This window comes from Streptomyces sp. NPDC050759, from assembly GCF_044456945.1.
In the GTDB taxonomy this organism is placed as follows: domain Bacteria; phylum Actinomycetota; class Actinomycetes; order Streptomycetales; family Streptomycetaceae; genus Streptomyces.
In genome coordinates, this window is sequence record NZ_JBITGI010000006.1 from 126,101 (window position 1) to 149,615 (window position 23,515).

General features: G+C 71.8%; 23 protein-coding genes. 13 read left to right on the top strand and 10 right to left on the bottom strand.

Annotation, left to right across the window (positions count from 1 at the left end):
* Nucleotides 1–40: 40 nt before the first annotated feature.
* Nucleotides 41–319 carry a type II toxin-antitoxin system Phd/YefM family antitoxin gene (locus ACIBJB_RS19995; RefSeq protein WP_398932249.1) on the top strand — a complete coding sequence of 93 codons (279 nt, stop codon included), beginning with the start codon at nucleotides 41–43 and terminating at the stop codon, nucleotides 317–319.
* Nucleotides 320–372: 53 nt separating this feature from the next.
* Here ACIBJB_RS19995 and ACIBJB_RS20000 read toward each other — a convergent pair whose 3' ends face one another.
* Nucleotides 373–1,359 carry an ABC transporter permease gene (locus ACIBJB_RS20000; RefSeq protein ID WP_398932251.1) on the bottom strand — a complete coding sequence of 329 codons (987 nt, stop codon included), beginning with the start codon at nucleotides 1,357–1,359 and terminating at the stop codon, nucleotides 373–375.
* Between the two features lie 125 nt (nucleotides 1,360–1,484).
* Between ACIBJB_RS20000 and ACIBJB_RS20005 the strand changes: the two genes are divergently transcribed.
* From ACIBJB_RS20005 to ACIBJB_RS20040, 8 genes are all read left to right on the top strand, one after another.
* Entirely contained in the window at nucleotides 1,485–2,135 is a 651-nt protein-coding gene (locus ACIBJB_RS20005; RefSeq protein WP_398932253.1) for a TetR/AcrR family transcriptional regulator, read from the top strand.
* Between the two features lie 207 nt (nucleotides 2,136–2,342).
* Nucleotides 2,343–2,645: an urease subunit gamma gene (locus tag ACIBJB_RS20010; RefSeq protein ID WP_037782101.1), complete on the top strand. Its 303-nt coding sequence runs from the start codon at nucleotides 2,343–2,345 to the stop codon at nucleotides 2,643–2,645.
* A gap of 9 nt (nucleotides 2,646–2,654) precedes the next feature.
* Nucleotides 2,655–2,966 carry an urease subunit beta gene (locus tag ACIBJB_RS20015; RefSeq protein ID WP_069762336.1) on the top strand — a complete coding sequence of 104 codons (312 nt, stop codon included), beginning with the start codon at nucleotides 2,655–2,657 and terminating at the stop codon, nucleotides 2,964–2,966.
* Nucleotides 2,959–4,680, top strand: a complete 1,722-nt coding sequence (locus ACIBJB_RS20020; RefSeq protein ID WP_398932256.1) for an urease subunit alpha — start codon at nucleotides 2,959–2,961, stop codon at nucleotides 4,678–4,680. The genes ACIBJB_RS20015 and ACIBJB_RS20020 overlap by 8 nt, the downstream gene beginning before the upstream one ends.
* Nucleotides 4,680–5,354, top strand: a complete 675-nt coding sequence (locus ACIBJB_RS20025) for an urease accessory protein UreF (protein WP_398932257.1) — start codon at nucleotides 4,680–4,682, stop codon at nucleotides 5,352–5,354. The genes ACIBJB_RS20020 and ACIBJB_RS20025 overlap by 1 nt, the downstream gene beginning before the upstream one ends.
* A 118-nt stretch (nucleotides 5,355–5,472) precedes the next feature.
* Complete coding sequence (ureG, locus tag ACIBJB_RS20030; RefSeq protein ID WP_398932259.1) at nucleotides 5,473–6,150, top strand: urease accessory protein UreG; 678 nt, start codon at nucleotides 5,473–5,475, stop codon at nucleotides 6,148–6,150.
* Nucleotides 6,147–6,914 carry an urease accessory protein UreD gene (locus ACIBJB_RS20035; protein ID WP_398932688.1) on the top strand — a complete coding sequence of 256 codons (768 nt, stop codon included), beginning with the start codon at nucleotides 6,147–6,149 and terminating at the stop codon, nucleotides 6,912–6,914. The genes ureG and ACIBJB_RS20035 overlap by 4 nt, the downstream gene beginning before the upstream one ends.
* Before the next feature lie 128 nt (nucleotides 6,915–7,042).
* Nucleotides 7,043–8,656: an alpha/beta hydrolase gene (locus ACIBJB_RS20040; RefSeq protein WP_398932261.1), complete on the top strand. Its 1,614-nt coding sequence runs from the start codon at nucleotides 7,043–7,045 to the stop codon at nucleotides 8,654–8,656.
* Nucleotides 8,657–8,757: 101 nt separating this feature from the next.
* Here the strand turns inward: ACIBJB_RS20040 and ACIBJB_RS20045 are convergent, their stop codons facing one another.
* From ACIBJB_RS20045 to ACIBJB_RS20075, 7 genes are all read right to left on the bottom strand, one after another.
* Nucleotides 8,758–9,783 (bottom strand): NAD-dependent epimerase/dehydratase family protein, encoded by a 1,026-nt coding sequence (locus tag ACIBJB_RS20045; RefSeq protein WP_398932689.1) that lies wholly within the window; start codon nucleotides 9,781–9,783, stop codon nucleotides 8,758–8,760.
* A gap of 74 nt (nucleotides 9,784–9,857) precedes the next feature.
* Complete coding sequence (locus tag ACIBJB_RS20050) at nucleotides 9,858–10,583, bottom strand: lysophospholipid acyltransferase family protein (protein ID WP_398932263.1); 726 nt, start codon at nucleotides 10,581–10,583, stop codon at nucleotides 9,858–9,860.
* 236 nt (nucleotides 10,584–10,819) lie between these two features.
* The gene (locus tag ACIBJB_RS20055; protein WP_398932265.1) at nucleotides 10,820–12,064 is read right to left on the bottom strand and encodes a PP2C family protein-serine/threonine phosphatase; all 1,245 of its coding nucleotides are present in this window, start codon (nucleotides 12,062–12,064) and stop codon (nucleotides 10,820–10,822) included.
* Nucleotides 12,065–12,122: 58 nt separating this feature from the next.
* Nucleotides 12,123–14,555, bottom strand: a complete 2,433-nt coding sequence (locus ACIBJB_RS20060) for a SpoIIE family protein phosphatase (RefSeq protein ID WP_398932267.1) — start codon at nucleotides 14,553–14,555, stop codon at nucleotides 12,123–12,125.
* A gap of 99 nt (nucleotides 14,556–14,654) precedes the next feature.
* Nucleotides 14,655–15,875 carry an ornithine--oxo-acid transaminase gene (gene rocD, locus ACIBJB_RS20065; protein WP_398932269.1) on the bottom strand — a complete coding sequence of 407 codons (1,221 nt, stop codon included), beginning with the start codon at nucleotides 15,873–15,875 and terminating at the stop codon, nucleotides 14,655–14,657.
* Nucleotides 15,872–16,696 carry a dimethylargininase gene (gene ddaH / locus ACIBJB_RS20070; RefSeq protein ID WP_398932271.1) on the bottom strand — a complete coding sequence of 275 codons (825 nt, stop codon included), beginning with the start codon at nucleotides 16,694–16,696 and terminating at the stop codon, nucleotides 15,872–15,874. The genes rocD and ddaH overlap by 4 nt, the downstream gene beginning before the upstream one ends.
* Nucleotides 16,697–16,847: 151 nt before the next feature.
* Nucleotides 16,848–17,336 carry an Lrp/AsnC family transcriptional regulator gene (locus ACIBJB_RS20075; protein ID WP_398932273.1) on the bottom strand — a complete coding sequence of 163 codons (489 nt, stop codon included), beginning with the start codon at nucleotides 17,334–17,336 and terminating at the stop codon, nucleotides 16,848–16,850.
* A 78-nt stretch (nucleotides 17,337–17,414) separates the two neighbouring features.
* On the opposite strand from ACIBJB_RS20075, the gene ACIBJB_RS20080 reads away from it, so the two are divergent.
* From ACIBJB_RS20080 to ACIBJB_RS20095, 4 genes are read left to right on the top strand one after another with little or no spacing between them, the layout of a single operon-like run.
* Nucleotides 17,415–18,164 (top strand): LytTR family DNA-binding domain-containing protein, encoded by a 750-nt coding sequence (locus ACIBJB_RS20080; RefSeq protein WP_306984864.1) that lies wholly within the window; start codon nucleotides 17,415–17,417, stop codon nucleotides 18,162–18,164.
* 2 nt (nucleotides 18,165–18,166) lie between these two features.
* Nucleotides 18,167–18,526, top strand: coding sequence for a hypothetical protein (locus tag ACIBJB_RS20085; protein WP_031051946.1), 360 nt, complete (start codon nucleotides 18,167–18,169; stop codon nucleotides 18,524–18,526).
* Nucleotides 18,523–20,235, top strand: coding sequence for a cation acetate symporter (locus ACIBJB_RS20090; RefSeq protein WP_398932276.1), 1,713 nt, complete (start codon nucleotides 18,523–18,525; stop codon nucleotides 20,233–20,235). Before ACIBJB_RS20085 ends, ACIBJB_RS20090 begins: the two co-directional genes overlap by 4 nt.
* A gap of 13 nt (nucleotides 20,236–20,248) precedes the next feature.
* Nucleotides 20,249–21,454 carry a sensor histidine kinase gene (locus tag ACIBJB_RS20095; RefSeq protein ID WP_398932278.1) on the top strand — a complete coding sequence of 402 codons (1,206 nt, stop codon included), beginning with the start codon at nucleotides 20,249–20,251 and terminating at the stop codon, nucleotides 21,452–21,454.
* A 2-nt stretch (nucleotides 21,455–21,456) separates the two neighbouring features.
* Here ACIBJB_RS20095 and ACIBJB_RS20100 read toward each other — a convergent pair whose 3' ends face one another.
* Nucleotides 21,457–21,633, bottom strand: a complete 177-nt coding sequence (locus tag ACIBJB_RS20100) for a hypothetical protein (RefSeq protein WP_031053721.1) — start codon at nucleotides 21,631–21,633, stop codon at nucleotides 21,457–21,459.
* 13 nt (nucleotides 21,634–21,646) lie between these two features.
* On the bottom strand, nucleotides 21,647–23,494 hold the full coding sequence (locus ACIBJB_RS20105; RefSeq protein ID WP_398932280.1) for a protein kinase: 1,848 nt from the start codon (nucleotides 23,492–23,494) through the stop codon (nucleotides 21,647–21,649).
* Between the last annotated feature and the right edge of the window lie 21 nt (nucleotides 23,495–23,515).

The following is a 23,515-nucleotide window of genomic DNA, read 5'->3' on the forward strand; positions in this document are numbered from 1 at the left end:
TAAAAAATGTACAGGACGTACGTGACGTTATGATGGACCTATGGCCTACGAGATTCCGGTGACGCAAGCCAGGGCTGAGCTCGCCGACCTGATCAACCGGGTGGTGTACGGCGGTGAGCGCGTCGTCGTCACACGGCATGGAAAGCCGCTGGTCGCCCTGGTCTCCGCGGCCGACCTCGAACAGCTGGAGGACCTCCAGAAACCCGTCGACGAGCAGGTGGTCAGCGCGGTCTCGACCGTGCGGGAGGTGGCGTCCGCTCCCCGCGAACAGCAGCGGTTCGGTATCGCGGCGCATCACCGGGGAACCGGCGCCTCGTAGCGACGCGGGCGCCCCCGGCCGCCGGGGCCGGGGGTGCGGAAGAGCGGGTTCGGTCAGCCGACGGAGGTGAGTTCACGCTCGGTGGCGGCAGGCCTGGTGCCCTTCGCCCGCGCCTTCAGGGCGTTCCCGAGGATCACGGCACCCAGGCCCAGCGCGGCCCACCAGGTGAGGGTCAGGACGGGCCCGGTCGCCGTCGCCCCGTCGAAGAACGACACCGAGCGCAGCAGGGTCGCGCTCGCGCCCGGCGGCAGCCACTGGCCGATCCTGCCGACGGGGTCGGGCAGTAGCTGCGGGGCCGAGGCGGCACCCGAGAACGGGTTGCCGAGGAACATCACCAGAAGCGCGACCACGCCGATCCCCGCAGGCCCGACGAGGGCGGCGAGCCCCGCCACGGCCGCGCTCACCGCCAGACTCGACAGCGCGAACGTCCCGGCCTCCGCCCACCAGCTCCCGGTCAGGACGCCGAGCCAGCTGTGGGCCAGTGCGGCCGCGAGGACGCCCACCAGTGCCGCGCTGACGACCAGCGCGGTCACCGCGCGGAATCCGCGCAGCCCGAGCAATGTCACCACGGCGCCCGCGATGATCCCGGCGAGGGCCAGCGGCAGCACGGAGCTGCTCAGGGCCGCCCCCCTCGGGTCGGACGCCGGGGCGGGGACGACGTCCACCGTCCTCACCTCGGTGCCGCTCGCGGCGGCCTGCCGGCCCACGGCCTGCTGGAGGAGCTGGGCCACCACCGGGCTCGCGGCCGACGCCGTGAGCAGCTCCGGGCCCCGCGCGGTCATGACGACCGCGCCGTATACGGTCCGGTCCTCGATCGCCGCCCGCGCGGCCGCCTCGTCGGCGTAGCGATGGATCTCGAAGGCGCCCTCGTGGTGCCGCAGTTGGTTCTCCATCTGTGCGGTCGCGGTGGCCGGCCCGGCCACGCCGAGCGGCAGGTCGCGGGGGGCGGTGCGGGCGGCGGGCCAGGCGAAGGCCCACAGTGCCAGGGCGGCGAACAGCGGCACGAGGACGACGACCGCGATCGTGCGACGGGTGGACATGAGGGTCCTCTCCGGAGTCTGGTCGGCTCCGTTAAAAAGAAGGATCGTTCGTTTTGGCTTCGGTTCATACCGTCCCGCCGTCGCCGCGCCTTGTCAAGAAGGAATGTTCGTTTTAGTTTTGGGCCATGGCTCGCGTATCCCAGGCACACCTCGACGCCCGGCGTCGGCAGATCCTCGACGGCGCCGCGGTCTGCTTCGCCCGCAACGGCTTCCACGCCACGTCCATGCAGGACGTCCTGAAGGAGGCCGACCTCTCGGCCGGGGCCGTGTACCGCTACTTCACCGGCAAGGAGGAGCTCATCGGCGCGATCGTCGGGGAGGTGCTCGGACAGGTCCGCGAGGGTTTCGAGGAGGCGGCCCGCAGCAGCCCGCCGCCGCCTCCGGACCTCCTGGTGTCGTCCGTGCTCGGCCGTGTCCTGGCCACCAAGGAGTCCGTGACCGTGGACGGGCGGCCGGCGTTCCCGCGGCTGGTCGTCCAGGTGTGGACCGAGACACTCCGCAACGAGGAGCTCGCGGCCGTCCTGCGCGAGGGCTACGGCGCCGTGCGCGAGACCTGGACGCGGATCGTCGGCGCGTACCAGGAGGCCGGGATCATGCGGGCGGACGTACCCCCGGAGGACGTGGCGCGCACGATGATGGCGGCCGCGATGGGTTTCCTCGCGCAGCAGGCCCTGTTCGGGCCGACGCCCGCCGAGGCGCTGCGGGACGGTCTACGGGCGTTGATGAGCATGCGGGATCACAGCTTGGTTAACGTGCCTGAAACCGGATCCCACTAGCCTGCCGATCCACGCCACCAGGGACTTTGCCCTGGGGGCTGAGCGGGTCCGGCGAGGTTCGCTGCGGTTCGGCAGCGCCCCGAAGGGGCGCGGGGAACTGCGCGACCAGCCACGACGGGCCTTCGGACGACGTCCCGCACTCCGAGCGGAGCGTTCAGGCGGCAGCCGGACCCCGCACGGTCCGGAGCGAGGACTGTGAGGTGGGACGTGCAACTGACCCCGCACGAGCAAGAGAGGCTGCTCATCCATGTGGCGGCCGACGTGGCCGAGAAGCGCCGGGCCCGCGGGCTCAGGCTCAACCACCCCGAGGCGGTCGCCCTCATCACGTCGCACATCCTCGAAGGCGCACGTGACGGCCGTACCGTCGCCGAGCTCATGGCCTCCGGGCGCAAGCTGCTCACCCGGGACGACGTCATGGAGGGCATCCCCGAGATGATCCATGACGTCCAGGTCGAGGCGACCTTCCCGGACGGCACCAAGCTCGTCACCGTCCACGACCCGATCGTCTGAGAGGCCCCGATGATTCCCGGAGAGATCCTCTTCGCCGACGGGCCGATCGCCTACAACGAGGGCCGCGAGGTCACCCGGCTGACCGTCCTCAACGCCGCCGACCGTCCCGTCCAGGTCGGTTCCCACTACCACTTCGCCGAGGCCAACCCGGGCCTGGAGTTCGACCGCGGCGCCGCGCGCGGCAAGCGGCTGAACGTCGCCGCCGGCACCGCCGTGCGCTTCGAGCCCGGCATCCCGGCCGAGGTGGAACTCGTCCCGCTCACCGGCGCCCGCGTGGTGCCGGGGCTGCGCGGGGAGACCGGAGGTGCCCTCGATGCCTGAGATCTCTCGTGCCGCCTACGCCGACCTGTTCGGCCCGACCACCGGGGACCGCATCCGCCTCGCCGACACCGATCTGCTGATCGAGGTGGAGGAGGACCGTTCCGGCGGTCCCGGGCTCGCCGGTGACGAGGCCGTCTTCGGTGGCGGCAAGGTCATCCGCGAGTCGATGGGCCAGTCGCGTGCCACTCGCGCGGAGGGCACCCCGGACACCGTCATCACGGGCGCGGTCGTCGTCGACCACTGGGGTGTGGTGAAGGCCGACGTCGGCATCCGCGACGGCCGGATCACCGGCATCGGCAAGGCGGGCAACCCCGACACCATGGACGGGGTCCACCCGGACCTGGTGATCGGCCCGGAGACCGAGATCATCGCGGGCAACGGACGGATCCTGACCGCCGGCGCCATCGACGCCCACGTCCACTTCATCTGCCCGCAGATCGCCGACGAGGCGCTGGCGTCCGGGGTGACCACCCTGGTCGGCGGCGGCACCGGTCCCGCCGAGGGCTCCAAGGCCACCACCGTCACCCCCGGCCCCTGGCACCTCGCCCGGATGCTGGAGGCGATGGAGCAGTACCCGCTCAACATCGGCTTCCTCGGCAAGGGCAACACCGTCTCGCACGAGGCGATGCTGTCGCAGATCCGCGGGGGCGCCCTCGGCCTGAAACTGCACGAGGACTGGGGCTCGACCCCCGCCGTCATCGACGCCTCGCTGACCGTCGCCGACCGGACCGGCATCCAGGTCGCCATCCACACGGACACCCTCAACGAGGCCGGTTTCGTGGGCGACACCCTCGCCGCGATCGCCGGCCGGGGCATCCACGCCTACCACACCGAGGGCGCGGGCGGCGGGCACGCTCCGGACATCATGACCGTGGTCTCCCAGCCGCACGTGCTGCCCAGCTCGACGAACCCCACTCGCCCCTTCACCGTCAACACCGCCGAGGAACACCTCGACATGCTGATGGTGTGCCACCACCTCAACGCGGCGGTGCCCGAGGACCTCGCCTTCGCCGAGTCCCGGATCCGGCCCACGACCATCGGCGCCGAGGACATCCTGCACGACCTGGGCGCCATCTCGATCATCTCCTCCGACGCCCAGGCCATGGGGCGCGTGGGCGAGGTCATCATGCGGACCTGGCAGACCGCGCATGTCATGAAGCGGCGCCGGGGTGCGCTGCCGGGGGACGGGCGCGCCGACAACCATCGCGTACGGCGCTATGTCGCCAAGTACACGATCAACCCCGCCGTCGCTCAGGGGCTCGCTCACGAGGTGGGCTCGGTGGAGACGGGCAAGCTGGCCGACCTGGTGCTGTGGGAGCCCGCGTTCTTCGGCGTCAAGCCGCATCTGGTGATCAAGGGCGGGCAGATCGCCTACGCGCAGATGGGCGACGCGAACGCGTCGATTCCGACCCCGCAGCCGATCCTTCCCCGGCCGATGTTCGGGGCGATCGGGCGGGCTCCCGCGTCCAACTCCTTCAACTTCGTGGCGCCCCTCGCCATAGAAGACGGGTTGCCTGAGCGGCTCCAGCTCGGGAAGCGGTTCGTGGCGATCGAGTCCACGCGCGCGGTCACCAAGGCCGACATGCGGGAGAACGACGCGCGGCCCGACGTACGGGTCGACCCCGACAGCTTCGCCGTACACATCGACGGGGAGCTGGTGGAGGCCACGCCGGCGGCCGAACTGCCCATGGCCCAGCGTTACTTCCTCTTCTGATGTCCAGGGCCGCACTTCTGGTCCTGGCCGACGGCCGGTTCCCCGCCGGAGGACACGCACACTCCGGCGGGGCCGAGGCGGCCGTCAAGGCGGGGCGGATCACCGGGGCGGAGAGCCTGGAGTCCTTCTGCCGGGGCCGACTGCACACAGTAGGGCTGGTGTCGGCGGCGCTCGCCGCGGCGGCCGTGCTCGGCGTCGACCCGCGGCTGTTGGACGAGGCCGCGGACGCCCGCACCCCGTCCCCCGCACTGCGGACGGCGGCACGCAAGCTGGGCCGTCAGCTGATGCGCGCGGCCCGGGCGACCTGGCCGTCGGCCGAACTCGACGCCCTGGCAAAGGAGTTCCCCAAGGGAGCACACCAACCGGTGGTCCTCGGGCTGGCGGCCCGGGCGGCGGGCCTGGAGGCCGTGGACGCGGCGTACTGCGCGGCGTACGAGAGCGTGAGCGGTCCGGCGTCGGCGACGGTGAGGCTGCTGAGCCTGGACCCCTTCGACGCGACGGGCGCACTGGCACGCCTGGCACCGGAGTCGGACCGCATCGCGGACCAGGCGCTGGAGGCAGCGCGGAGGGCTGTTGACGAGGGGGTCGACGCGTTGCCGTCGGCGTCGGCGCCGCTGCTGGAAATCGGAGCAGAGGCGCACGCGGCATGGCCAGTACGCCTGTTCGCATCGTAGAGGCCTCAGGTCACCCACCTTTCTTGGGGGCGCGGGGCTGCATCGATATGCGGCTCCGCCGCGGGGCGCGACAAGCCCCCACGAACCCGCACCCGACAACGAACCCCAGGAGCCGTACATGCACTTGGACCACCACCACGACGGCCCCGCCGCAGTGAGCGCCGACGCTCACCGCCCTGACGGCTCCCACCGAGCCCTGCGTATCGGCCTCGGCGGCCCCGTCGGCTCCGGCAAGACCGCCACCGTCGCCGCCCTCTGCCGGGCCCTGCGCGACGAGTTGTCCCTCGCCGTCGTCACCAACGACATCTACACCCGTGAGGACGCCGAGTTCCTGCTCAGGGAAGCCGTACTGCCCCCCGAGCGGATCACCGCGGTGGAGACCGGCGCCTGTCCGCACACCGCGATCCGGGACGACATCTCCGCCAACCTCGAAGCCGTCGAGGACCTGGAGGACGAGGTCGGCCCCCTGGACCTCATCCTCGTGGAGAGCGGCGGCGACAACCTCACCGCCACCTTCTCCAAGGGGCTCGTCGACGCGCAGATCTTCGTCATCGACGTGGCGGGCGGAGACGACATCCCGAGGAAGGGCGGCCCCGGCGTCACCACCGCCGACCTCCTCATCGTCAACAAGACCGACCTGGCCCCGTACGTCGGCTCCGACCTCGCGCGGATGGCCGCCGACGCCAAGGCCCAGCGGGCCGAACTGCCCGTCGTCTTCCAGTCCCTGCGCGGCGAGGCCGGCGTCAAGGACGTTGCCGCGTGGGTGCGGGCGCAGCTCGCCGCGTGGACGGCATGACCGCGGCCGTGACCGGGGTACGAGCCACCGCGCGGATCGTCGCACGAGACGACGGACGCGGCGGAACGGCCCTGCCCGTACTGGAGAGCGACGGTCCGCTGGCGCTGCGGCGGACCCGGGGGAGCGGTACCGAGACGCGGGTCATGCTCGTCGGCGCGATGAGCGGGCCCCTCGGCGGCGACCACTTCACCGTGGAGGCCGACATCCGGGAAGGCGCTCGACTGCGCCTCGGATCGGCCGCGGCCACCATCGCCCTGCCGGGGCAGGCCAAGGGCGAGGCGCGCTACGACGTCAGGCTCACCGTCGCCGACGGCGGCGAACTTCACTGGCTGCCCGAGCAGTTGATCTCCGCCGCCGGCAGCGATCTGTATGTCACCACGCGGATCGACCTCGGGGCGACGAGCCGGCTCGTGCTGCGCGAGGAGCAGGTCCTCGGGCGGGCGGGGGAGGAGCCCGGGCGGCTGAGCAGCCGGCTCGTGCTGCGCGTCGGGGGACGCACCGTGCTCGACCAGGAGCTGGCCTGCGGGCCCGGGGCGCCGGGCGGCTGGGACGGGCCTGCCGTGCTCGCGGGACATCGAGCCGTTGGTCAACTTCTCGTCGTGCGGCCGGAGTTCGCCGACGAGCCGGTGACGGCACAGGTGCTCGGCGAGGGCGCCGCCGTCGTACCGTTGGCGGGGCCCGCCGCGCTCGTCACTGCCGTGGCCCCGGACGCCCTGCTGTTGCGCCGGGTGCTGGACGAGGCGCTGGCGAGTTTTAGCATCTAGTCCGCCCAGCGAACGACCCCTTCCGTTTATCGGATTGGCAAAGAAGAGACGCACCCCCTGTTCACAGAGTCTCCATAGCCAGGAGGATCCCCGTACGAATCGAAACGACGTACGGGGAGGGGTCCCTCTTGAGGGAGACGAGACCGAAGTGGCGGACGACCGCACTCGGTTCGGCCGGAGTACTCATCACGGCCACACTCATATCCGGTGCCGTGGCGGCACCCGCGTCCGGCGCCAACACGCAGGCCGCAGCCGGCCGGCACGGACCGGACCGTGCGTCCGTCGGTGCCGCGATCGCCGCCGCCCGTGCCGCGAAGGCCGGTATCGACTGGGCCGACTGCCCCGCCGACTGGGGGATCGCGAAGCCGGTCCAGTGCGGCTGGGTCAGCGTGCCGCTGGACTACACCAAGCCGAACGGCAAGCAGATCAAGCTCGCCGTCGACCACATCGGCAACACCGGCACCCAGGCGGAGCGTCAGGGCGCCCTCGTCTACAACCCGGGCGGACCCGGTGCCTCGGGCATGCGCTTCCCGCTCCGCGTCACGACCAAGAACCCGATCTGGGCCAACGCGGCCAAGGCGTACGACTTCGTGGGCTTCGACCCGCGCGGTGTCGGCCACTCCGCGCCCATCTCCTGCATCGACCCGCAGGAGTTCGTGAAGGCGCCCAAGATGGACCCGGTGCCGGACTCCGAGGCCGACAAGCGCGCCCAGCGCAAGCTGGCCCGTGAGTACGCCGACGGCTGCGCCGAGCGCACCGGCACGGCGATGCTCCAGCAGATGACCACGCCCAACACCGTGCGCGACCTGGACGTCATCCGCGCCGCACTCGGCGAGAAGAAGCTCAACTACCTGGGCGTCTCCTACGGCACCTACATCGGCGCCGTCTACGGCACCATGTACCCGAGCCACGTGCGCCGCATGGTCGTCGACAGCGTCGTCAACCCGTCCCGGGAGAAGATCTGGTACGAGGCCAACCTCGACCAGGACATCGCCTTCGAGGGCCGCTGGAAGGACTGGGAGGACTGGGTCGCCGCCAACGACGCCGCCTTCCACCTCGGCACCACCCGTGCCGCGGTCCAGGCGAAATGGCTCGAACTGCGCGCCACCGCCAAGAAGAACCCCATCGGCGGGGTCGTCGGCCCGGCCGAACTGATCGGCTTCTTCCAGAGCGCCCCGTACTACGACTCCTCGTGGGTGCCGGTCGCGACGGTGTTCAGCAAGTACGTCGCCGGTGACACCCAGGCGCTCGTCGACGCGGCCGCCCCCGACCTGTCGGACACCGCGGGCAACATCTCCTCGGAGAACGGCAACGCCGTCTACACGGCCGTCGAGTGCACCGACGCCAAGTGGCCCACGAGCTGGAAGAAGTGGGACCGCGACAACACGGCGCTCCACAAGAAGTACCCGTTCATGACCTGGGCCAACGCCTGGCTGAACCTGCCGTGCGCCACCTGGCCGGTCAAGCAGCAGACGCCGGTCGAGGTGCGCACCGGCAAGGGCCTGCCCGGCGTGCTCATCGTGCAGTCCGAGCGTGACGCGGCCACCCCGTACGAGGGCGGCGTCGAACTGCACAAGCGCTTCAAGGGCTCCCGCCTGATCACCGAGAAGGACGCCGGCTCCCACGGCGTGACCGGTCTGGTCAACCCGTGCATCAACCCGCGGGTGGACGCCTACCTGCTCACCGGCAAGCTGGACAAGGCCGACGTGACGTGCACCCCGCACGCCACGCCCAAGCCGTAGGACGTACCACGGGGCAAGGCGGCCGGAGCCACCGGCCGCCTTTTCTCATGCGCGGAGCCTCATGTGCCGATTCTCATGCGCGGAGTCTCATGTGCCGATTCTCATGCGCCGAGCGAGTCGAGATACGCGTCCTCCGCCGCGTAGTCGAAGAGGTCGCCGTAGTTCTGGAACATCCTCGGATACGCCTCCCGCCAGTCCCGTCCGGACAGTTGCCGCTCGATCCAGGCCACGGTCTCCGGCAGCCGGTCCGCGTACCGCGCCACCACCGGGCGGTACCCCAACTCCCTTTCGGCGGCGGACATGTCGAAGACGACCGGCACCGGCACCGACCACGGCGTGTCCCCCACGGTCGGCGAGGGCGGCGGGCCGTCGATCAGCACGCTCTCCGTCTCGACGCCCATCACCGAGTCGATCGCGGCGGCGATCTCCGCCACCGTCGGGGCGTCCGGGTCCACGGCGTTCAGGGCCCTGCTGCCGGGCTTCGCGGCGGCCAGCCGGACGAGTTCGGCGATGTTGTGGACGTTCGCCGGGTGGAACCGGCTCGTACCGCCGTACGGCAGGAGACGCCGAGGCCGGCCGTCCAGGTTGCGCTTGACGAAGTACAGCTCACGCGGGGTTTGGCAGTGCGGTCCGTGGATCGCTCCCGCGCGCAGGAGTGTCGTGGGCAACCGGTCGCCCGCGGCGAGGAGTTCACGCTCCAGGCCGGCCTTGCGGGTGCTGTACGAGGCCTCGCCGGGCGCGATCGTCCGTTGGTCCTCCGTCGCCCCCACGGGGTACTCGGGGAAGCCCTCCGGCTCGCCCTGGGTGTCGAAGCTACGGCCCTTGTCGTCCTCGTACACCGACACGCTGGAGATCACCACCGCCGAGCCCACCCGGTCGGCCAGCGACAGCAACTGCTCTGCGTGCGCGGGTCCGTAGGCGACCATGTCCACCAGGACCTCGCAGCCGTCGCCCACAGCGGCGGCCAGGGCCGAGTCGTCCGCCCGGTCGGCCCGCGCGGTACGCACCTGCGCGGGCCAGCTCTCGTCCCGTCCGCCGCCCCGGGAGACGGCCGTCACCTCCCAGCCGTCCCGGGCCAGTGCGCCCACGGCCGCCCGCCCGATCTGTCCGGTCGCTCCGATCACCACAGCACGTCGTGTCATGCGACGACCGTACGGCGGTCAACTCCCCTTCCTCCAGGGGGTTCTGCCGACGGCAGACCTCAGCTCAGCGGAATCCGGGGGAACTTGCGCTCCTTCTCCTTGCGCGCGGCGGTCTCCTCCGCCTTGACCACGGCCGCGTACTGGTCGACGTACTCCTGGTCGGACAGCTTCAGGATGGCGTACATGATCTCGTCGGTGATGGCCCGCAGGATCGCCTTCTCGTTCTCCATCCCGGCGTAGCGGGAGAAGTCGAGGGGCTTGCCGAAGCGGATCACCACCGGGTGGATGTTGGGGATGAGCTTGCCGGGCGGCTGTGCCTCGAAGGTGCCGATCATCGCGCACGGGATCACCGGTACCTGGGCCTTGAGCGCCATCACCGCGACGCCGACCTTGCCCTTGTAGAGGCGGCCGTCGTGGGAGCGGGTGCCCTCCGGGTAGATGCCGAGCAGTTCGTCCTTGCGCAGGACGCCGAGACCCTCGCGGATGGCGGCCTGGCCCGCTTCCTTACCGGAGCGGTCGACCGGGATCTGACCGGCGCTGCGGAAGAAGAAGGCGGTCAGCCGGCCCTTGACGCCGGGGCCGGTGAAGTACTCGGCCTTCGCCAGGAAGGTGATGCGCCGCTTGAGCACCGCGGGCATCAGGAAGTGGTCGGAGAAGGACAGGTGGTTGCCGGCGACGATGGCCGCACCCGACTCCGGGATGTGCTCGAGACCCTCTATTCGAGGCCGGAAGACCAGTCTCAGCAACGGCCCCAACAGCACGTATTTGAGCAGGTAGTAGAACAAGAGGGGGCGCTCCTCGGTCGGGCGGACGGCTCAACTCCGCGTTCTGGCTGGTCAACCGGCGTGAGGCGGGGCTGTCAGTGTAGGCGCAGGGCACGACGGCCGGAACAGGGCCGAACGCCGGACCAGCTTGGTGCCGGCGGGCGGGGTGCGGCAACCCGACCGGGCGCTGTGGCGTGAACCGCGGGGGTGGTCGGCCAACGGGCCGCTCTTGATTCCCGGGCGGGATCCTGTCGCGTTCACAGCCGGACGATGACCAGCGCCGTGTCGTCCGTGGCGCCGCCGGGCGGGAGCAGCTCCAGCAGGACCGCGTCGGCGAGGGTCTCGGGGTCGTCCTCGCGGTGCCGGGCGAGGGAGTCGGCGAGCCGGGCGAGCCCGGTGTCGATGTCCTCGCGGCGCCGCTCCACCAGGCCGTCGGTGTACAGGGCGAGGGTGGCGCCGCTGGTGAAGGTGGTCGAGGCCTGCACCCGGGGCATCGGGTCGGGGTGGGCGTCGAGCGGCGGGTCGGTCGCCTTGTCCAGGCACTCCACCCGGCCGTCGGGGTGTACCAGCATCGGCGGTGGATGCCCGGCGCTGCTGTAGGTGAGGGTGCCGTGGTCGAGGTCGATGAAGGTGGTGACCGCGGTCGCCGACTCGGCGCCGTCCACGACGTGGGCGTACCGGCCCAGCACGTCCAGGGCCTCGGCCGGACCCCCGGCCACCCGGGAGGCGGCGCTCAGCGCGCTGCGCAGCTGGCCCATCACCCCGGCGGCCGTGAGCCCGTGGCCCACCACGTCACCGACCGATACACCGACACGGTGGCCACCCACCAGGTCGACGAGGTCGTACCAGTCCCCGCACACGTTCAGCGTGCCGACCGCAGGCCGGTAGCGCACGGCGGCCCGGTGGTGCAACGACTGCAGTCCGGCGGGCAGCATGGCCTCCTGGAGCGTCAACGCGACCTCGCGGTCACGGGCGTGGGCCCGCCGCAGCCGTTCGTTGACCTCCTGGAGTTCACGGGCCCGGGTGTACAGCTCGGCCTCCAGGACCCGGTCCCGGTCGGCGCCGGGGCCGCCGCGGGCCCGGATCAGCTCGGTGACCTCCTCCACCCGGTGCACGAGCAGCTCGACCTTGCCGTCCGCGCCCAGGAGAGGGGCGTTGCAGGGGCTCCAGTACCGCTCCTCCCATTCCCCCGGCCGACCGGGTGCCTCGACGTCGTACCGCTGAAGGGCCATGGAGTCGCGCTCCCCGGTCTCCAGCACCCGGCGCAGGGAGGCGGCCAGGTTGCGCATACCGGTCGCCGCGGGGTCGTTCGGGTTGTCCGGGAAGACGTCGAAGAGATAGCGGCCCACGATCTCCTCGCGCCGGCGCCCGGCCATGCGCAGGAACTCCTCGTTGACGTCCGCGTACACCAGGTCGGGCGTGAGCAGCGCGACCATGCCGGGCAGCGCCTGGAACACGGCTGAGTAGTCGATGGAGTCGGTGTCACTGGGTCTGTCGCTCATGGCTGCCGCCTCGCCGCCTGGTTCGCACCATTTTCCCACGGTATGTAAGGGTCGGAGGTCAGTCCGGCGGTTCCTCGAGGGACTGCTCGGCCCAGATGATCTTCCCTTCGGGCGCGAACCGGGTGCCCCAGCGCCGGGCGAACTGGGAGACCAGCAGCAGCCCCCGGCCGCCCTCGTCCGTGGTGCGCGGGTGGCGCAGATGGGGCGCGGTGTCACCGCTGTCGAACACCTCGCAGACCAGGGACCGCTCCCGGATCAGCCGGAGCCGGATCGGGCCGACCGCGTGCCGGATGGCGTTTGTGACCAGTTCGCTGACGACCAGTTCCGTCGTGAAGGCGAACTCCTCCAGGCCCCACTCCGTCAACTGCCGGGACGCCGTCTTGCGGGCCTCGGCGACCAGGGCCGGGTCGACGGGCACGTCCCAGTCCGCGACCTGGTCGGGCCCCAGCAGCCGGGTGCGGGCCATGAGCAGGGCCACGTCGTCGTGCGGCCGGTCGGGGGCCAGGGCGTCGACCACGGCCCGGCAGCGCAGGTCGAGCGTGGGCGCGGGCCTCTCCAGGGCCTGGCGCAGCCGGTCCCGGCCCGCGTCCACGGCCCACTCCTCACCGTGGGCGAGCAACCCGTCGGTGTGCAGTGCGAGCGTGCTGCCCGCCGCCAGAGCCATCTCGACCGACTCGAAGGGGGGACCGCCGACGCCGAGCGACGGCCCCTGCGGAAGGTCCACGAAGGCGACCGTGCCGTCGGGAAGGATCACGGCGGGTGCGGGATGGCCGGCGGCGGCCATGGTGCACTGCCCGTCGACCGGGTCGTAGACGACGTACACACATCCGGAGCCCTGGGCGCTGTCGGTGTCCTCCGTCTCCGGCCCCACACCCTCCTCGCGTGCCGTCCGGGCGACCAGGTCGTCGAGGTGACCCAGCACCTCCTCGGGCGGCAGGTCCAGCGCCGCCAGCGTCCGTACGGCGGTCCGCAGCCGGCCCATCGAGGCGGCGGCACCGATGCCGTGCCCGGGTACCTCGCCGACCACGAGGGCGACCCGCGCGCCGGAGAGCTGGATGAGGTCGTACCAGTCGCCGCCCAGGCCCGTCAGCTCGTCGGCGGGCCGGTAGCAGGCGGTCACCTCCACGGCGTCCTGCTCGGGCAGCCGGTGGGGGAGCAGACTGCGCTGCAGGACCAGCGCGGCCTCGCGCTCACGGGTGTAGCGCCGGGCGTTGTCCACGCAGACGGCCGCCCGCGAGACGAGATCCTCGGCGAGGTTCAGGTCCTCCGCGTCGAAGGGTTCCTGGCGGCGCCGGCGGAAGAAGGTGGTGACGCCCAGGGTGACGCCCCGGGCGCGGATCGGCACCACCAGCACGCTGTGCAGGCCCAGCTCCAGAAAGGTGGCCTTCCGCCCGCCGGGGATGTCGGTCGCCCACTCCGCGGCCAGCGGGTCCAGGCGCTCCTCCCGCCAGGGCTCACCCGAGTCGAGACAGCGCAGCGGGGGCGACCCCGGGCGGTAGGCGGCCACGTCACCGACCTCGACGACGGCTTCCGGAGCACCCTCGTTCACCGACTGCTGCCCGGACCGCAGCAGCGGCACATGTGTGGTGGGTTCCGCTCCCCGCAGCACCGACTCCAGCAGGTCCACGGCGACGAAGTCGGCCAGCGCGGGTACGGCCACGTCGGCCAGTTCCTGCGCGGTGCGCCGGATGTCCAGGCTGCGGCCGATGTACGCGCCGGCCCGGTCGAGCAGAGCGAGGCGCTGCCGGGCCCGGTGCCGGTCGGTGATGTCGACGACCGTGTAGTAGACGCCGATCGGGTGACCGCGGTCGTCGTCGATCCGGGTGAACGACATCGTGTGCGCGGTCTCGCGGTGCGGGGCGGAGCGGACCCGGCCGACGTGCTCGTACTCCACGATCGGTTCACCGGTCTCCAGCACGCGCCGCATCTGCGCCTCTATGGCCTCGGAGTCCAGGCCCGGCTGGATCTCCGCGAACCGCAGCCCCAGCCGTTGCTGGGCCGGGGCACTGCCGAACTGTTCCAGGGCCGGGTTGGACCACACACAGCGCAGGTCCGTGTCCACGATCGCGATGCCGATGGGCGAGCGGGTGACCATCTGCTCCAGTACCCGGCGGCTCATGTCCCAGCCGGGGGCCTCCGCCATCTCGGACAGCAGCACCAGCCAGCGTTCCGCGTTGTCGGAGTCGTCGGCCACCGTGATCCGGACCATGACCGGGACCGGCCGGCCGTGTCTGTGCAGCGCGGTCAGCAGCCCCGCCCAGCTGCCGTCGCTCCGGCAGCGCGCGGTGATCTCGGGCAGCCGGCGGGCGTCCTCCGGGGCGAGAAGGGCCGCCACGCTCTGTCCTACGGCTTCGGCGGCGGAGTAGTCCAGCAGGCGCTCGGCGTCCTTGGTCCAGCCGGTCACCGTGCCGTGGGCGTCGAGCAGCAGGGGCGCGGCATCGGCCACGTCGAACCGGTGCCGCGCGGTGTCGTGCTCCTCCTGAGCGCCCACGGCGGACCTCTCTGTCGCTGAGAGTGGTCTATCACCTCTTCGCATCATCTTCACCCGGTACGTCGGGAGTGTGCCTACCGGGAGGGGCGGATCGATTGGTCAGCGCCTGAGTACCTTTTCCAGTACTCCCAGTGCCGATCGCAGTTCCTCCGCCGTGATCGTCAGTGGGGGAGCCAGGCGGATGGTTGAACCGTGGGTGTCCTTGACCAGGATTCCCTCGTCCATCAGCAGCTTGCTGACCTCCCTGCCCGTGCCGATCACCGGGTCGATGTCGACGCCCGCCCACAGACCCCGTGCGCGAAAGCCGACGACCCCCTTGCCGACCAGGTCCGCCAGGCCGTCCCGGAGGACCGCCCCCAGGTCGGCCGCCCGGCGCTGGAACTCGCCCGTTTCCAGGAGCTCGACCACCGCCGTGCCCACCGCCGCCGCCAGCGGGTTGCCGCCGAACGTCGAGCCGTGTTCGCCCGGGCGCAGTACGCCGAGCACGTCACGGCGGGCGACCACCGCGGAGACCGGGACGATGCCGCCGCCCAGTGCCTTGCCCAGGAGCAGGACGTCCGGGACGACTCCCTCGTGCTCCACGGCGAGGGTGCGGCCCGTGCGGCCGAGGCCGGACTGGATCTCGTCGGCGATGAACAGGCAGCCCTTGCGCCGGGTGAGCTCTCGGACGCCGGTCAGGTAGCCGTCGTCCGGGATGACCACGCCCGCCTCGCCCTGGATGGGTTCGAGGAGCACCGCGGCCGTCGTCTCGTCGACCGCCGCCTCCAGCGCCGCGAGATCGTTGTACGGCACGATCCGGAAGCCCGGCGTGAAGGGGCCGAAGCCCGCCCTGGCCGTCTCGTCCGTGGAGAACGACACGATCGTCGTCGTACGGCCGTGGAAGTTCTCCGCCGCCACCACGATCGTGGCCCGGTCGGCCGGGACGCCCTTGACCTCGTACGCCCACTTGCGGGCCACCTTGATGCCGCTCTCCACCGCCTCCGCGCCGGTGTTCATCGGCAGCACCATGTCCAGGCCGGTCAGCTCGGCCAGGCGCTCCGCGAACTCGGCGAGCCGGTCGTTGTGGAAGGCCCTGGACGTCAGCGTCAGCCGGTCCAGCTGCCGGTGCGCGGCCTCGATCAGCGCCGGGTGGCGGTGGCCGAAGTTGAGGGCGGAGTAGCCGGCCAGCATGTCGAGGTAGCGGCGGCCCTCCACGTCCTCGACCCAGGTGCCCTCGGCACGGGCGACGACCACGGGCAGCGGGTGGTAGTTGTGCGCGAGGACCGGCTCCTCGGCGCGGATGAGATCGGCGGAGGAACGCGTGCTTACGGGTGCGGTCATGAGCGGATCTCCTGGGTGCAGCACTTGATGCCGCCGCCGGCCTTGTGGAGCTCGGAGAGGTCGACGGGGACGGGGACATAGCCGTGGTCGTCGAGGCGTACGGCGAGGGCCTCGGCCTGCGGGGCGATGAAGACGTGCCGGCCGTCGGACACGGAGTTCAGACCGAACGCCATCGCGTCGTCGCGGGTCGCGAGCACCGCGTCCGGGTACAGCCGTGCGAGTACCGCGCGACTGCCCGGCGAAAAGGCCTCCGGGTAGTACACGATGTTGTTGCCGCCCTCGGAGTCGTCGAGGACGAACAGCGCGGTGTCCAGGTGGTAGAAGTGCGGGTCCACCAGCGTCAGGCTGATCACCGGGTGGCCGAAGAACTCCTGCGCCTCGCGGTGCGCCTCCCGGGTCGTGCGGAACCCGGTTCCGGCCAGCACGTACCGGCCCGTCCAGACGAGGTCGCCCTCGCCCTCGCAGACCGCCCGGGGGCGCCGGACGTCGTAGCCCGCCTTCTTGAACCACAGGTCGTAGTACGTGGACTCGGGGCGCCGCTGCGGCGCGTGGAAGAGGGAGCCGAAAACGCGGCCGCCGACGACGACCGCCGAGTTCGCGGCGAAGACCATGTCCGGGAGACCGGGGACCGGCTCCACGGCGTCGACGCCGTGACCGTGCGCCTCATAGGCGCGGATCAGCGTCCGCCACTGCTCCTGCGCCAGGTCCACGTCGACATGGGTGTCGGGATGCATCCAGGGGTTGATCGCGTACTGCACGGCGAAGTGTCTGGGTTCGCAGACGAGGAAACGCCGTCGGCGCGGCACACGGGAGTCGGGCACAGAGGGGTTCCTCCGCTTCCTGCGGTGTCGACTGAGGGTTGACACCACGGTAGAAAACGGGCGGCAGGCTCGACAAGCAACAAGAATTGCGTGTCTGTGCAGGAATGCTGCGTGTTCGTCCGGTGAAACGCATGGTTGGTGCGTTTAGCGGCTACGCCTCCGGCGCCGGCTGGGTCGCCCCCGCCTCGGGGCTTTCCGGGATCAGATGGGACAGCACCATCACGCTGATCGTCTTCCGGATGAACGGCTCCACGCGGATGCGTTCCAGCACCTCCTCGAAGTGCTCCACGTCCCGCGCCCGCACGTGCAGCAGGGCGTCCGCGCCGCCGGTCACCGTCATCGCCGCGGTGATCTCCGGATGGTTGCGGACCACCTCCGCGAGCCGCCGCGGCGGGGCCGCGCCCTCGCAGTACACCTCGACGTACGCCTCCGTACGCCAGCCCAGCGCCGACGGCTCCACCGTGGCCGTGAACCCGGTGATGACCCCGGTCTCCCGCAGCCGGTCCACGCGCCGCTTCACCGCCGTGGACGACAGCCCGATCGCCGAACCGATCTCCGCGAAGGACGTCCGCGCGTTCGCCATCAGCGCGGTGATGATCTTCCGGTCCAGCTCGTCGAAGGCGACGGTCCTGCTGCTCATGTCGGCACTGTATCCAGCGCGGGCGTCCACACCTCCGCACGTGTCCAGTCGTACGAATTACTCCTACACTCCGGGTTCATGCTGCGCGCCCTGGCTGTCGACGACGAACGCCCCTCGCTGGAGGAACTGCTCTATCTCCTGAGCGCCGACCCCCGGATCGGCAGTGTGGAGGGCGCCGGTGACGCCACCGAGGCACTGCGCCGCATCAACCGCGCTCTGGAGTCGGGACCCGGTGGGCCCGAGGCGATCGACGTCGTCTTCCTCGACATCAACATGCCCGGCCTCGACGGCCTCGACCTCGCCCGGCTGCTGACCGGGTTCGCCACCCCGCCGCTCGTCGTGTTCGTCACCGCCCACGAGGACTTCGCCGTCCAGGCCTTCGACCTCAAGGCCGTCGACTACGTCCTCAAACCGGTCCGCAAGGAACGCCTCGCGGAGGCCGTCCGCCGCGCCGCCGAACGCCTCGGCAGCGCGCCCCGGATCCCCGTGCACGAACCCGACCCCGACCACATACCCGTCGAACTCGGCGGGGTGACCCGCTTCGTCGCCGTCGACGACATCACCCACGTCGAGGCCCAGGGCGACTACGCCCGCCTCCACACCGACAAGGGCAGCCATCTCGTCCGGATCCCGCTGTCCACCCTGGAGGAACGCTGGCGCTCCCGGGGCTTCGTCCGCATCCACCGCCGCCACCTGGTCGCCCTGCGCCACGTCGGCGAACTCCGCCTGGACGCGGGCACGGTGAGCGTCGTCGTGGGCGGCGAGGAACTCCAGGTCAGCCGCCGCCACGCGCGTGAGCTGCGGGACCTGCTGATGAGGAGGCCGTAGTCATGCCCCAGGACCCCGTGGAGCGCCGGGTCGTCGTCACCGGGCCGCCCCGCCGCGGCCGCCCCGCCTCCGGCTACTACCGGCCGCGCACCGAGATCGACGAACAGACCACCCTCGGCCACACCTACGTCCGCTCCCTGATGCGCACCCAACTGCGCGCCGCCCTCGCGGTGTTCGCCTTCCTCGGACTGCTCATCGGGCCGCTCCCGCTGCTCTTCGCGGCCATGCCGGACGCCCACCGCCTCGAATGGGGCGTCCTCGGCTTCGGCCTCTACGTCCCGATGGTCCTGCTGGCCCGCTGGTACGTACGCCGTGCGGAGCGCAACGAACGGGACTTCGTGCGGCTAGTCGAGGACCGATGAACTCCAGTTATTCGGTCCCCGCCGTCGCGCTCGTCGTGGTGGCCACCGTGCTCGTCGGCGCGTTCGGCCTGCGCATCTCCCGCACCACGTCCGACTTCTACGTCGCCTCCCGCACCGTCGGCCCCCGCCTCAACGCGGCCGCCATCAGCGGCGAGTACCTCTCCGCCGCGTCCTTCCTGGGCATCGCGGGCCTGGTCCTGGTCCAGGGCCCCGACATGCTCTGGTACCCCGTCGGCTACACGGCCGGCTATCTCGTCCTGCTCCTGTTCGTCGCCGCCCCCCTGCGCCGCTCCGGCGCCTACACCCTGCCCGACTTCGCGGAGGCACGGCTCGCCTCGCAGGCCGTGCGACGGCTCGCGGGCGCCTTCGTGGTCGGCGTCGGCTGGCTCTACCTGCTGCCCCAACTCCAGGGCGCCGGACTGACGCTGACCGTCCTGACCGGGGCGCCCCAGTGGTTCGGCGGAGTGATCGTCGCGGCCGTCGTGGTCGCCACCGTCGCCGCGGGCGGCATGCGCAGCATCACCTTCGTGCAGGCCTTCCAGTACTGGCTCAAGCTCACCGCCCTGCTCGTCCCCGCCCTCTTCCTCATCCTCGCCTGGCAGGGCGACGGCGCCCCCAGCCACGCCTTCGAGGAACCGGCGACCTTCCGCGAACAGCGCCTGGTCCGCGTCGACTCCACCCTCGACCTCAAGCTGGAGAGCCCCCTGACCGTCACGGTCACCGGCACGGTCGACGGCCGCCGCCGCGAGGACCAGGAGCTTCGACTCCCCGCAGGCACCCACCACATCGACCGTGGCACCGAGCTGACCTTCGCCCAGGGCACCACCGTCCCCGCCGCCGACCGCGGCACCAGCGACGGCATGTCGACCTCCCTCGCCGCGGGCCGCGAGGAACGGCCCCTGTACGCCACGTACGGACTGATCCTCGCCACCTTCCTCGGCACCATGGGCCTGCCGCACGTCGTCGTGCGCTTCTACACCAGCCCGCACGGCGTCGCCGCCCGCCGCACCACGGTCGCCGTCCTCGGCCTGATCGGCTGCTTCTACCTCCTGCCCCCGGTCTACGGCGCCCTCGGCCGCCTGTACGCCCCCGAACTCACCCTCACCGGAGACGCCGACGCCGCCGTCCTGCTGCTCCCGGAGCGGATGATCGGCGGCCTCGGCGGCGACCTGCTGGGCGCGCTGGTGGCGGGCGGGGCCTTCGCCGCGTTCCTGTCCACGGCCTCGGGACTCACCATGGCCGTGGCGGGCGTGCTCACCCAGGACGTCCTGCCCTCGCGCGGCGTACGGCACTTCCGGCTCGGCACGGTCCTCGCGATGTGCGTTCCGCTGGCCGCGAGCGTGCTGGTCGGCGGGCTGCCGGTCGCCGACGCGGTCGGGCTCGCCTTCGCCGTCTCCGCGTCCTCCTTCTGCCCGCTGCTCGTGCTCGGCATCTGGTGGCGGCGGCTGACCCCGCCGGGCGCCGCCGCGGGCATGCTGGTCGGGGGCGGCTCCGCGTTCCTCGCCGTGGCCGCGACCATGGCCGGCTTCCCGGCCGGCGGCCCGCTGCACTCCCTGCTCGCCTGGCCCGCGCTCTGGTCGGTGCCGCTCGGCTTCCTCACCATGGTGCTGGTGTCCCTGGCCACCGCGGGCCGGGTACCGGCGGGCACGGCGGCGATCCTGGCCCGCTTCCACCTGCCGGAGGAACTGCGGGCGGAGGTAAAGGCATGAGGCAGGTGAGGGCATGAGCGGATTCCTGGCCGGACTGTGTGTGGCGATCCTCCCGCTGCTGGCGGCCGGGTTCTGGCTCGGCCGGCGTACGGCCCGACCGCAGACCCTGGGCGGCCTCGGCACCCCCGTCGAACACGCCACCTTCGAGACCCTGCACACCGCCTCCCTCGCTGCGCCCCCGCTGCGGGCGGGGCTCACGGAGGAGACCGCCCGCAAGTCGGCCCGCAGACTGCGCTCCCTGCTCGGCACGGACGCGCTGTGCCTCACCGACCAGAAACAGGTCCTGGTCTGGGACGGCGTGGGCGGCCACCACCGCACCGCGATCATGGAACGCCTCGCGGGCCCGCTGGAGACCGGCCGCGGCGAGGCCTTCCCGCTCACCTGCGACGCTCCCGACTGCCCGGTCCGCTGGGCGGTCGTCGCCCCGCTCACCGTCGACGACCGCGTCCACGGCGCCCTGGTCGCCTGCGCGCCGCGCGAGTCGGCCGTCCTGGTCCGCGCGGCCGGGGAGGTCGCCCGCTGGGTGAGCGTCCAACTGGAGTTGGCCGACCTGGACCAGTCCCGGACCCGCCTGATCGAGGCCGAGATCAAGGCACTTCGGGCCCAGATCTCCCCGCACTTCATCTTCAACTCGCTCGCCGTGATCGCCAGCTTCGTGCGCACCGACCCCGAGCGCGCCCGCGAACTGCTCCTCGAATTCGCCGACTTCACCCGCTACTCGTTCCGCAGGCACGGCGACTTCACCACCCTCGCCGAGGAACTCCACGCCATCGACCACTACTTGGCGCTGGTGCGGGCACGCTTCGGCGACCGCCTCTCCGTCACCCTGCAGATCGCCCCGGAGGTACTGCCGGTCGCCCTGCCCTTCCTGTGCCTGCAGCCGCTGGTCGAGAACGCCATCAAGCACGGCCTGGAGGGCAAGGCGGAGAAGTGCCACCTCCAGATCACCGCCCAGGACGCCGGCGCCGAGGCCCTGGTCGTCATCGAGGACGACGGCGCCGGAATGGACCCGGTCCTGCTCCGCCGTATCCTCGCGGGCGAGGTCAGCCCCTCGGGCGGCATCGGGCTGTCCAACGTCGACGACCGGCTCCGCCAGGTGTACGGCGACTCCTACGGCCTCGTCATCGAGACCGCCGTCGGCGCGGGCATGAAGATCACCGCCCGGCTGCCCAAGTACCAGCCGGGCGTGCACTCGGCGGGCCGTCTCACGGACGGCTGACGTCAGGTGCTGCGGGTGGCCACCATCCCCAGGGTGATCAGGCCCAGCACCACCCAGCCGAACCACAGCCAGCCGTTGCTGCCGAGCGCCACCGTGTAGGCGGTCACCGCGACGAGACCGCCGACGGTGAGCACCCCCATCGTCCGGGTCGAGCCATCCGTGGAACCGGTACCGGGCATCGCAACACCCTCCTCAGGATTCGTCCCCCTCCATGGTGCCCCCGTTCTGCCTGCGGACGGTGCACACGACGAAATGTGTGCCGTTCTTCCAGGGCCCCGCACTGGTCCAGGAGGCCGCGGTGTAGACGGACGGATCGAACCCGTAGTCACCCGGCGGCACGTCACGCGCGCACGCCGTGTCCGACTCGGTGCGCGCCTCGGACAACGTGACGTCGGGGTCCAGACGGGTGAATCCGAGCACCTGCTCGTCGTGGGGGCCCGCGCAGGAGACCAGCCGGGCGTCCCGGTTGGTGCGCACGTCCAGACAGTCCCGCCGCTGCATGGTCGCCGTGTCCGCGAACCCCGAGCCCAGCCTGCGATGGGTACCGATCGGCCCGTACACCGGCCCGTTCCCGCCCAGGACCAGACACGCGGTGCGCCGTCCCGCCGCCTCGAAGCCCCCGTCGGTCGGCACGACGGCCTGGCTGCGGACGTCCGCGAGCCGGTCCCGGATCTCCCGCGTCCCCTCCTCGCACCGCGCCGCCCCCGTCCGCCGCGCCTCGTCGGCCGAGGAGGTCGTCACGAACGCCATGACCTGGCCGTCCAGGGCCGTCCCGCAGGTGGGGTCAAGGCGCAGCCGGGGTGTACCCCGGAAACGCTCCGAGCCCGGCCAGTCGGCGATCACGCAGTCGCCGTCCCGCAGTGGTTTCGTGAGCCCGACCGTCTCGCCGTACGGCTGCCGGGAGCCCTGCTGTCCGCCTGCGCCGTCCGAGGACCGGTCGGCCATGGCGTACCAGACACCGCCCAGGGCCAGCAGCAGCCCGAGACCGCAGGCGAGGATGGCCCGCAGGGCGTGCGAGCGCTCCCGCCGCCGACGGCCGCCCTGCGACGGCGGGAGTCCTTGGGCGTGCGGCCGCTGTCCGTTCGGCGGCGGCCCGGGCGGCGGTGCCTGCACCGCGGCCCAGGGCGGCTGGGATCCGAGGTCGGTCTGCGTGCGGACGTACGGCTCGGCCTGCGGCGTCACGATCCGCGACAGCGCGGCCTCCGCCTCCGCCGCCGACCACCGCTGCCCGGGGTCCTTGGCGAGTAGCGCCCGCAGTACGGGACCCAGCGCACCGGCGCGCACGGCGGGCCGCGGCTCCTCCATGACCACCGCGGTCACCTCGGCGAGATGCGACTCCCGCTCGAAGGCACCCACACCCTCCACGGCGTGGTACAGCGTGCAGCCCAGTGAGAACAGGTCGGCGGCCGGGGTGGGCGCGCCGCCCGTGGCCCGCTCGGGCGCCAGATAGCCCGACGTGCCCACCAGCACCGACGCCAGCGTGTACCGGGTCTCCCCGGCGTCCGGCTGCACGGAGATGCCGTAGTCGGTGAGCAGGACGCGTCCGTACGGCGATCCCGAGCGGTCCGGCGCCAGCAGGATGTTCGCCGGCTTCACGTCCCGGTGCATCACGCCCCGCTGATGCCCGGCGGTCAGCGCGTCCAGCACGGCGAGGCCGATCCGGGCGCACTCCGCCGGGGCGAGCGGTCCGCGGGAGTCGACCAGGTCACGCAGGTCCACCGCGTGCGCCACGTACTCCATGACGATCCACGGCAGCCCCTCGTGCTCCAGCACGTCGTGCACGGTCACCACGTGCGGATGGCCGCGCAGCCCCGCCGCGTGCCGGGCCTCCGCGCGGGCCCGTGCCACCCGGGCCTCCCGCTCGTGGTCCGCCTCCACCGGGTCACGGAACACGATCTCCTTGAGCGCGACCTCACAGTCGAGTCTCTGGTCGTGGGCGAGCCACACATGGCCCATGCCGCCGCTGCCGAGCGGGTTGAGCAGCAGATAGCGGCCGGCGATGACCCGGCCCACTCCCGACATCGGTGATCCTGAAGACATCCGGTGACTCTCCGGTTCTGC